General features: G+C 64.0%; 6 protein-coding genes and 1 pseudogene. 1 reads left to right on the top strand and 6 read right to left on the bottom strand.

Annotated features, from left to right (window positions below; all coding sequences use genetic code 11):
- A pseudogene (locus VBE63_RS14520) lies at nucleotides 1–927 on the top strand (AAA family ATPase); the annotation flags it as partial.
- Between the two features lie 95 nt (nucleotides 928–1,022).
- Here VBE63_RS14520 and VBE63_RS14515 read toward each other — a convergent pair.
- The 6 genes from VBE63_RS14515 to VBE63_RS14490 all read right to left on the bottom strand — a co-directional run bounded on the left by VBE63_RS14515 (nucleotide 1,023) and on the right by VBE63_RS14490 (nucleotide 8,568).
- On the bottom strand, nucleotides 1,023–1,688 hold the full coding sequence (locus VBE63_RS14515; RefSeq protein WP_323683743.1) for a DUF3782 domain-containing protein: 666 nt from the start codon (nucleotides 1,686–1,688) through the stop codon (nucleotides 1,023–1,025).
- Nucleotides 1,689–1,748: 60 nt separating this feature from the next.
- Nucleotides 1,749–3,023 (bottom strand): mandelate racemase/muconate lactonizing enzyme family protein, encoded by a 1,275-nt coding sequence (locus VBE63_RS14510; protein ID WP_323683742.1) that lies wholly within the window; start codon nucleotides 3,021–3,023, stop codon nucleotides 1,749–1,751.
- Nucleotides 3,024–3,173: 150 nt separating this feature from the next.
- A complete protein-coding gene (menA, locus tag VBE63_RS14505) occupies nucleotides 3,174–4,040 on the bottom strand; it encodes a 1,4-dihydroxy-2-naphthoate octaprenyltransferase (RefSeq protein WP_323683745.1) in 867 nt (288 codons plus the stop codon).
- A 110-nt stretch (nucleotides 4,041–4,150) separates the two neighbouring features.
- The gene (gene menB, locus VBE63_RS14500) at nucleotides 4,151–4,999 is read right to left on the bottom strand and encodes a 1,4-dihydroxy-2-naphthoyl-CoA synthase (protein ID WP_323683741.1); all 849 of its coding nucleotides are present in this window, start codon (nucleotides 4,997–4,999) and stop codon (nucleotides 4,151–4,153) included.
- 174 nt (nucleotides 5,000–5,173) lie between these two features.
- Nucleotides 5,174–7,186 carry a 2-succinyl-5-enolpyruvyl-6-hydroxy-3-cyclohexene-1-carboxylate synthase gene (gene menD / locus VBE63_RS14495; protein WP_323683740.1) on the bottom strand — a complete coding sequence of 671 codons (2,013 nt, stop codon included), beginning with the start codon at nucleotides 7,184–7,186 and terminating at the stop codon, nucleotides 5,174–5,176.
- Nucleotides 7,183–8,568, bottom strand: coding sequence for an isochorismate synthase (locus VBE63_RS14490; RefSeq protein ID WP_323683739.1), 1,386 nt, complete (start codon nucleotides 8,566–8,568; stop codon nucleotides 7,183–7,185). The genes menD and VBE63_RS14490 overlap by 4 nt, the downstream gene beginning before the upstream one ends.
- Nucleotides 8,569–8,595 lie beyond the last annotated feature (27 nt).

The raw sequence follows: 8,595 nt of genomic DNA, 5'->3' as shown, positions 1-8,595 counted from the left end.
ATCTATAACCCAACGCTCGCGCTCTACTTCTTTGAGCATCTGGCCACGTCTTGCCGCTATCCGGAAGAGATGCTCGACAACAATCTGGCGATGGACCGCAATCGCATCGACTACATCGCTCAACTGCCTCATGGCCAGTCCGTCGTGACCGCGGCCTTGGATCGCGGCGACCCGCTGACGGTCGAGAAGCTTGAGCGGCGTTTTGGTGTCGATCGCATGTTGCGCGCACCGCAGACCGAGGATTTTCTCGCCTCCTTGCTCTACTTCTTCGGCGTGCTGACCTACGGCGGGCGCGGGCGGCTGCGGCACCTGCAACTGGTGATCCCGAATCTGGTGGTGCGCAAGCTCTATGTCGAACGCATTCAGGAGTCCCTGCTGCCGGGTTTTCATCTCGACCGCGAACGCCGCGCGGTCTGCAACGGCTTCTATGCCGAGGGCGAGATCGGGCCTGTGTGTGAATTCATCGAACAGCGCTTTCTACCGGTCTTCGACAATCGCGACCTGCGCTGGTCGAACGAGCTGGTGATCAAGACCGCCTTTCTCGTCACGCTGTTTGATGATCTGGGCTACATCATGGACTCAGAAACCGCCGTCGGGTGCGGTTACTGTGATCTCTCGATGATCGTGCGACCGGATGCGCGCCCCTATGGCTTTCTCGATCACGTCATCGAGTTTAAGCATCTAAAGCTCGCCGACTTGCCTGGCATCGATACCGAGACGCTAGCCAAGATGCCGATCGAGCAACTGCGCGCGCACCCAGAGATCGCCAACCGACTCGCCGAGGCTAACGCCCAGCTGGCGATCTATCGCGAGCGGCTGCAAGCCATCTATGGCCCACCGCTCAAGCTTCACACCCATGCCCTGGTTTGTATCGGACTGTTGCGCTTCGTCTGGGCGTCAGAGCCGGGCCGCGCAACCGCGTCCTGATCGGCTCGCACCGCCGAGACCTCGGAATAGGATCGGCGCTGATCGTCACGAAAAGAGTTCAGGATCAATTCGTGAGACTGGCTTTTGAGGTTAGCTCACCAGGTCTTTGGCTGGAAGCGGCTGTCATTGCGGATCTCGATGGCGTTGCCGGATTGGGCGAGCACGAAAAGGCCCTTGCGGTAGGCAAAACGTCCGACCTGCTCCGGGACCACCATGCCGGCGACAGCACCTAAGAGCTGATAGGTCTGGTATTGCGGAAAGCAGTGCTTGAAGGCCGCGAGACGCTCTAGGTGGTCGTTGACGTCGTCCACGCTGAGGTGAGATTTGCACTCCACGGCCACGGCGACCTGAGCGTTGAGCGCAAGCAAGTCGATCTCAGCGAGGAGCTGGCCGTTGTCGTCGTAAGCGCTCAGATTAGGTGCCACCTGATGCACCGGTAGACCGCGCTCACGCAGCAGACCCACCACCGCCGGGCGGACCATCTCCTGCACGAATTCGCCAAGCCGATTGCCCTGACGGCCAATCAGCTCACTGAGCGCTCGGATCTTGTGGTCGGTCTGCTCAAAGCGTTGCGTTAACCGTACATCCGCCTCCTGAATCAGACGGTCGGTCTGCTCGAAACGCTGAGTTAAACGGGCATCGGACTCCTTAAGCTGACGGTCGGTCTGCTCGAAACGCTGTGTTAAACGGGCATCGGACTCCTGAATCTTTCGGTCGGTTTCCTGGAACAGCGCCCAAATGTCTTCTGCTGACGTAGCCATGGTTGTGCGTCCTTCGAGGCAAAGATCCCTCACAACATACCGCATTGACGAGGCGTCAGGCTATCGTCGACAACCGTCGCGACTGGCACATGCATCGACAGGCACAAAGCCGCTACCCGGACGCGTTGGCAATTGGATACGGCCGTCCTGGATCACTGGCGCTGGGCCCACATCCGCTGCAAGCCAACCGGCGGTCGCGAGCCCGTGCGCGAGCGTCGACCCTGTCGCGGCCGCCAGCTGGGCGCTGCTCCAGAGACCGGCGGCGGATTCGATAAGACTGGTGATCACCACCTCTAGGCCTGCCGCCTGAGCCTGCCACGCTAGCGCCAAGGTTGGTCGGAGACCACCGATAACGCCTGGCTTCAGCACTAAGCGGCGCAGCGGCAGTTGCTCCGGATCGAGCGGCCAGCCGCGCGCAGGCAAGGACTCGTCGAGCGCCAATGCGAACGGGGTCTGCGCCTGCAGAGCGCGAAGCTGGGTGTCAGTAGCTTCGGCACAGGGCTCCTCAAGACAGTCGATCTGATCCGCGATCGGTCGCAGAGCGTCTATCAGCTTGCCCGTCGTGGCCAGCGTCCAGGCACGGTTCGCATCCAGACGCAAACGCACATCAGCGGGCAGCCGCGCACAGAGATTCTGGATCGCTTCGAGCTCGCGGTCGATCGGCGCCAGCCCAACCTTGACCTTCAACACCCGAAAACCTACAGCCAACGCCCGGCCGAGCCGCTCAGGCTGCAGCTCGACAACGGCGCCGAGCGCAGCGTTGAGTTCGATCTCTAGTCCCGGCTCAAGCGCCTGCTCTTGTTCTTGTTCTTGTTCTTGCTTTTGTTCTTGCTTTTGCTCTAGACCTCGGTTCGACTTCAGATCAGGCTCTCGTATCGGCGCTTGTTTCAGCCCTGAATCTCGCTCTGCATGCAGATCCGGAAACGGCTCCCGATCGCACCCTCTCTCCACGCCCTGCTCACTCACAAGATGCTGACTCACAAGATGCTCACACAGCGTCAGACCATGGAGGCGCGCGGACAGATCGAGCAAGGCCGTCTCCAGTGCCGCATCGGCGGCTGGCGTTGGCGACGGAATTCCCTGCTCAAGCAACGCGAGCTGTGTCTCCAGTGCAGATTGGCCGTGATCTCGCAGCCAGGTCGACAACCGCTTTGCAGCGGCGATCGAGGTTTCGGTTCCCGCCTCGGGCAAGGGCGCACAATCGCCATAACCGCAGCAGCCTTGCCCATGCGCATGCACCAGCCAGCCCTCACGTTCACGGCGAAGCCCATGCGCGCTGCGCCAGGGTTGGCGCAAGGGGAGTCGATAGGGCGTCAGCACCAGTCTCGGAGTCATTGGTCACCCAGCCACGGAGTCGAACAAGCCGCAAAGAGAGGGAGACCGCATTCGTCGGCCTAGAAGCCATTTTGGACCGGCAACTGAGCGCTGCTCGAGCCGCGACTTCAGCCTGGCTGCTCCCCTGGCTGGCTGCTCCAAGGCTCAGACTCACCAGGCCTCAAGCAGCAATCCCAACCCCAGCAGCAGAGTCAGGGCCAGCTGGTACTGGCCAGTCCGGGCCAGCAGCTGATTCAGTGCCCGGCCTTCGGTGTGCCAAAGCTGGCGGATCAGCAGCGCGGCCAGCGGCAGTACAACTAGCAGTGGCCAGCCCCGCAGCGGCAGACCACCCAGCATCAGCAGCGGGACCGGACTTACCAGCAACACCGCATAGACGACGCGCGCCGCCGGGCGGCCGAGCAGATGGCAGAGGGTGCGCCGACCGGCGATGCGATCGGTGTCGAAGTCGCGATAGTTGTTAAGCAGCAGCACCGCTGCGGCCGGCAATCCCAGCGCGATACCGAGGGTGACGGCCTGCGCCGACAGGCTCAGGGTCTGCAGGTAATAGGTGCCACCGACCGCGGCGATGCCGAAGAAGGCGAGCACGAACAGCTCCCCATAAGGGCCATAGGCGATCGGCTTAGGGCCGCTGGTGTAGGCATAACCGGCGGCGATCGCGGTGACGCCAAGGGCGAAGATCGGCCAGCCGCCACGCAGCACCAGCAACAGCCCGAGCAGAAAGCTGGTCAGGAACACCAGATGCGCGGCGCGTTTGACCTGAGCGGCGCTGAACCAGCCTTGCGCCGCGGCGCGTGGCGGGCCGAGCCGATCCGGTGTATCGGTGCCGCGCTCGAAGTCGGCGGCGTCGTTATGCAGGTTGGTCCCAATCTGGATGCCACCTGCGACAATCAGCGTCGCCAAGGCGGTGAAGACTGCCAGCTGCCCGCTTTGCGCCAGCGCCAAGAACAGACCCGCCAAGACTGGCGATATCGCTAATGGCAGGGTGCGAGGCCGCGCTGCCTCAATCCAACGCTGCATCTGCAGGCCGAAGCGGGGCGTAGCGGCTTGCTCTCGCTGAGGAGGCATCTGGGCCAGATCAGGCATGACAAGTACTCTAAAGAGAAACAGTAGCTTCGGCTGCCCGCGGTTTACGGGCGCCGCCGAAAGGGGCCAAAGTCGGGTGCACGCTTCTCGAGGAAGGCGTCACGACCTTCTTGAGCCTCAGCGGTCTGATAGAAGAGCCCAGTCGCGTTGCCGGCCAGCTCTTGGATGCCGGCCAGCCCATCGCTGTCGGCATTGAACGCGGCCTTCAGCAGACGCAGCGCGGTCGGTGAGTGGCGCAGCATCTGCCGACACCAGTCAACCGTGGTCGCTTCCAGCTCGCCGATCGGCACCACCGCATTGACCAACCCCATCTGCAGCGCCTCCTGGGCATCGTACTGACGGCACAGGAACCAGATCTCCTTGGCCCGTTTGAGGCCGATGGTGCGCGCCATCTGGCCGGCACCGAAGCCGGCGTCGAAGCTGCCGACCTTGGGACCCGTCTGACCAAAGCGGGCGTTCTCAGCGGCGATGGTCAGATCGCAGATCAGATGCAGTACATGACCGCCACCGATCGCATAGCCGGCCACCATCGCCACCACCGGCTTTGGCAGGCTGCGGATCTGCCGCTGCAGCTCGAGCACGTTCAGATGCTCAGTGCCCGCGGCATCGCGGTAGCCGCCATCACCGCGGATGCGCTGATCGCCGCCAGAGCAGAACGCCAACTCACCCACACCGGTCAGGATGATGACACCCACCTCCGGGTCGAGATGCGCACGATGAAAGGCATCAATCAGCTCGAGCACCGTCTCCGGGCGGAACGCGTTGCGTACCTCCGGGCGGTTGATGCTGATCTTGGCGATGCCCTCGGCCTGGTGCATCAAGATATCTTGATAGCCCGGCGCGGTGATGGCCTCCCAGGCAATGGGCGGGAGGTCGACTTGTTGTTCGCTCATAGTCTGTGCTCTGGTCTACTCATGCCTGGTCTCCTCATGCGGTCAGTCTCAGACGCTGGCCGCTCGTTGCGCCGCTCAACTGGGTTCTCAGCAGCGGTGGGCAGCGCTGAACCTCGCGGCTAGCCTGCGGCAGTGCCGTATAAGCGCGACATCCCAGTCGGGCCGGCAGGATACTCAATCAGCCCCCGGCAACGGAGACAGGCGTATCGACTCCCAAAAGGCGAGATGCGCTTGGCGGCTGACCTCGGGATCGATCACGCATTCAATCAGGCCCGGGCCTCGGCCGGCCTCGGCGAGCGCGCAATCGAGTCCGGCAGCATGCTCAACTCGCCAATGACGCAGCCCGCCAAGCCTTGCCAGCGCGGCCATCTCGACGCGCTGCGGCGTTTGCCAAAGACGCTCGAAGTCCGCAAGCCCTCGCTGCGGCAGATAATCGAAGATGTGACCGCCACCATTATTCAGCACCAGCAAGGGGCGGTCGAGCCTGGACGCTAATAAGAGCCCGCTGAGGTCATGGCAGAGCGAGAGATCCCCGACCAACCCCCAGCAGGTTAGCCCTGCCTGGTTGATCCCGGCCAGGGTCGAGAGATAGCCATCGATGCCGCTCGTCCCCCGGTTGCCAAGCAGCGCCACCGCTGGACCACCCGCGCGCCACCAAGTGTCAATCTGGCGAATGGGCATCGAATTGGCGCAGAACAGCGCCTCATTATCGGGAATCAGAGCCCGGAGTATGCGGATGATCTGAGCCTCGCCCCAATGCCCAGCCCGGCTCTCAGACGCGCATTCAACGGATGAGCATATCGCTGAGGTGTCAGGCATCACTGGGCTCGTAGGCGTCGTTGAAGCTCCGTGAGTCGTTGGCTCCAGGCAAGACTGAGCAAGCGACCAGATCCACTGCTCTGCGGCGCACCAACGGCCAAGCCAGTCCGGCTCGGGCTCGACGAGCCGCTGGGCCAGCAGTGCGTTACAAACCGCCGCCGCCGGCAGCTCAAGCTGAATCAGCGCGTCATGGCCAGGATCAGACCAAGCGCCGGCTTCTCCGACCAAGATCGACGGCACGCCCTCCAGCCAGCGCCCGAGCACCTTGGAGACCGGCGTCCGTCCGATGCGCAAAACCCAGTCTGGGCGAAGCTCGGATGCGAGGACCGGATGACGTAGAAAGGCATCGTAGCCACTGATTCGGGGATTGGTGATCTGCCCCGTCTCAAGCACGGCAGCCGTGGCCTCCATGGCATCCGCTGCATTCGCCGCAGTCGCTGAAGCTGCTGCATTCGGGGCATTGGCCGCGTCCTCGGTCTTCTCAGCCAAGGCCGGCGCTTGATGGCTCAGTGCCCCGTTGCGGAGCCCTGACAGCGGATCGACCAGCACGGGTAGGGCCAAGGCACCAGCGCAACGCCAGAGCGACGATGCCAAGCTTGGCCCAGTCGCCTCGCTCACCGGCGTGCGGAGCTCGGCACCTGGACCACAGAGGATCAAACCCCGCCCCGCGGGCCAACCAGAGAGCTGGACCTCCATCAGCGGCTCGAGCCTAACGCTAGCCGATTGCGCCTGCGCTGGCGCTGGCGAGCATTCGGGAGCCAGCCTCGCGAGGCAATCCGGACCTGGCACCAGCGGTTCGTCGAACGGCAGATTCAGATGCACCGGACCGGCGCGCTGACCACAGCTGACCTGCGCCGCGCGTCGGCCAAGCGCGCATTGCGCCTTGAGTGCCGCGGCCGTGGCTTGGGGTAGGCCGGGGTCGAAGCTCTCGCGCACAAAGGCGCCGAACAAGCGCGTCTGATCAATGGTCTGATTCGCGCCCCAGCCATGCAGTCTGGGCGGTCGATCCGCCGACAGCAACAGCAGCGGCAGACCAACCTCGGCGGCCTCGATCACCGCTGGGTACCAATGCGTCGGCGCACTGCCCGAGGTCGCGAGCAGCGCAACCGGACGCAACCGGGCTCGGGCGAGCCCGAGCGCAAAGAAGGCGGCGCTGCGTTCATCCAAGATCGGCGTCAGTGACAGGCGGCCGGCAGCCTCGAGACGCTGGGCCGCGATTAGCAGCGGCGTCGAGCGCGCGCCTGGCGAGAGCACCAACTGGCTCAGTCCAGCCGAGACCATGCCCTCGAGCAGCGCCAGCGCCCAATGCAGATTCAGGCAGCCGAGGTCATCCACCGCCCCCGCGACTGACTCAGGCCGGTTAGTCATGCGTACTGCAGCGCACTAAGGATGGCCCTGAGCTTGGCCTCGGTCTCGTCCCATTCCGTCGCCGGATCAGAGCCCTTCACAATACCGGCCCCGGCGTAGAGCTCGGCACGATGGCCGCAGACCCGTGCACAGCGCAACAGCACCCAAAGCTCGCCGCTCAAATCGGGGTCCAGGGTGCCGGCCGCTCCGGTGTACCAGCCGCGCTCGAACGGCTCGATGTCTTGCAGCCAACCGCGCGCAGTGTGCCGAGGCTGGCCGTTGGTGGCTGGGGTTGGGTGCAGCCGCTCAGCCAGTTCGAAGAGATCGATGCCCGCATCGGCACGGGCCCGGATCGGACTCCAGAGATGTTGCGCATTGCTGAGTTGCATCAGCTGTGGCTCGGCTGGGGCATCCATCTCGGTACTGCAGGACGCGAGTGCCTCGCGGATAGCGTCGATCACAAACTGATGCTCGCGCAGGTTTTTATCCGAGACCCGCAAGGCCTGCCCCAGGGCGGCATCGATCTTGGAATCGGCGTCGCGATCTGCGGTCCCCGCGATCGCGTCGACCTCGATCTCGCGGCCATGCTGGCTCAGCAGACGTTCTGGTGTTGCAGCGACGAAACTCGAGCCATTACGCCGCAACTGCACCACCTGGCAAGATGGAAACAGGCAGCTCAACGCACCGAGTAGTCGGTCGACATCAAAGCAGCGAGTGCCCGCCACATCCAAACGTCGCGACAGCACCACCTTTTGCAGGACCCCGGTCTCGATGTCCTGCAGCGCCGCAGCAACGAGCTCTGCCCAACCCGCCGCATCCGGCTCAGCAAACTCAGGCTGCAGGCTTGCGGCCATGCGCGGCCCTTCGATCGGTCGATAGAGCGCTGGCACCAAGCGCTCGAGCGCCTCGCCCCATCGCAGGATCAAGCGCTCGGCTGTCGTCGGACGTGACGCCGATAACACCAGCGCCGCCTCACCTTGGCAGGCGCGGACACCGATCTCAGGCACCCAGAGCAGCGCGTTCGGGAGATGGTCCTCAATCATCGGCGAAGGCTCGCTGCTGGCCGCAAAGCCGAACAGCGCAAAGGCATCGAGGCCGGTCTCGTCTGGATCAGCGCGATCCCAATGCGCACTTAGTGCCCGGCCCACCGCCGCAAGCCGTCGCAACCGATCCGGGCCCTCCGCCCGCCATTCGGCGGCACAGCCGAAACCCGCGCGCATCTCGTCACGCTGCACATGGCGAAACTGGAACTGCGGACCGCCGAGCTGCGGCAGCGAGCTTGGCACCCGCGGCAGCGCCAACAGCAGAGACACCACCCCCTGCTCAGGGGCAAGCGGCAATGCGGAGACCGCCTCGGTGAGGGCCGCCTTTAATTGATCAAGCACTTGCAGCGGGGCGAGCACCTAAGGATCTTCCACGTCTGCCAACGC

Origin of the sequence: Lamprobacter sp. (assembly GCF_034860625.1) — a bacterium.
Classification (GTDB): domain Bacteria; phylum Pseudomonadota; class Gammaproteobacteria; order Chromatiales; family Chromatiaceae; genus Lamprobacter.
Note: the sequence above shows the minus strand (reverse complement) of the source record. Positions and strands in the feature narration are given on the sequence as shown.

Bases quoted from the DNA above. Each gene is read 5' to 3' on its own strand.
- VBE63_RS14515 (WP_323683743.1), bottom strand. From the start codon at position 1,688: ATGGCTACGTCAGCAGAAGACATTTGGGCGCTGTTCCAGGAAACCGAC.
- VBE63_RS14510 (WP_323683742.1), bottom strand. From the start codon at position 3,023: ATGACTCCGAGACTGGTGCTGACGCCCTATCGACTCCCCTTGCGCCAA.
- menA (WP_323683745.1), bottom strand. From the start codon at position 4,040: ATGCAGCGTTGGATTGAGGCAGCGCGGCCTCGCACCCTGCCATTAGCG.
- menB (WP_323683741.1), bottom strand. From the start codon at position 4,999: ATGAGCGAACAACAAGTCGACCTCCCGCCCATTGCCTGGGAGGCCATC.
- menD (WP_323683740.1), bottom strand. From the start codon at position 7,186: ATGACTAACCGGCCTGAGTCAGTCGCGGGGGCGGTGGATGACCTCGGC.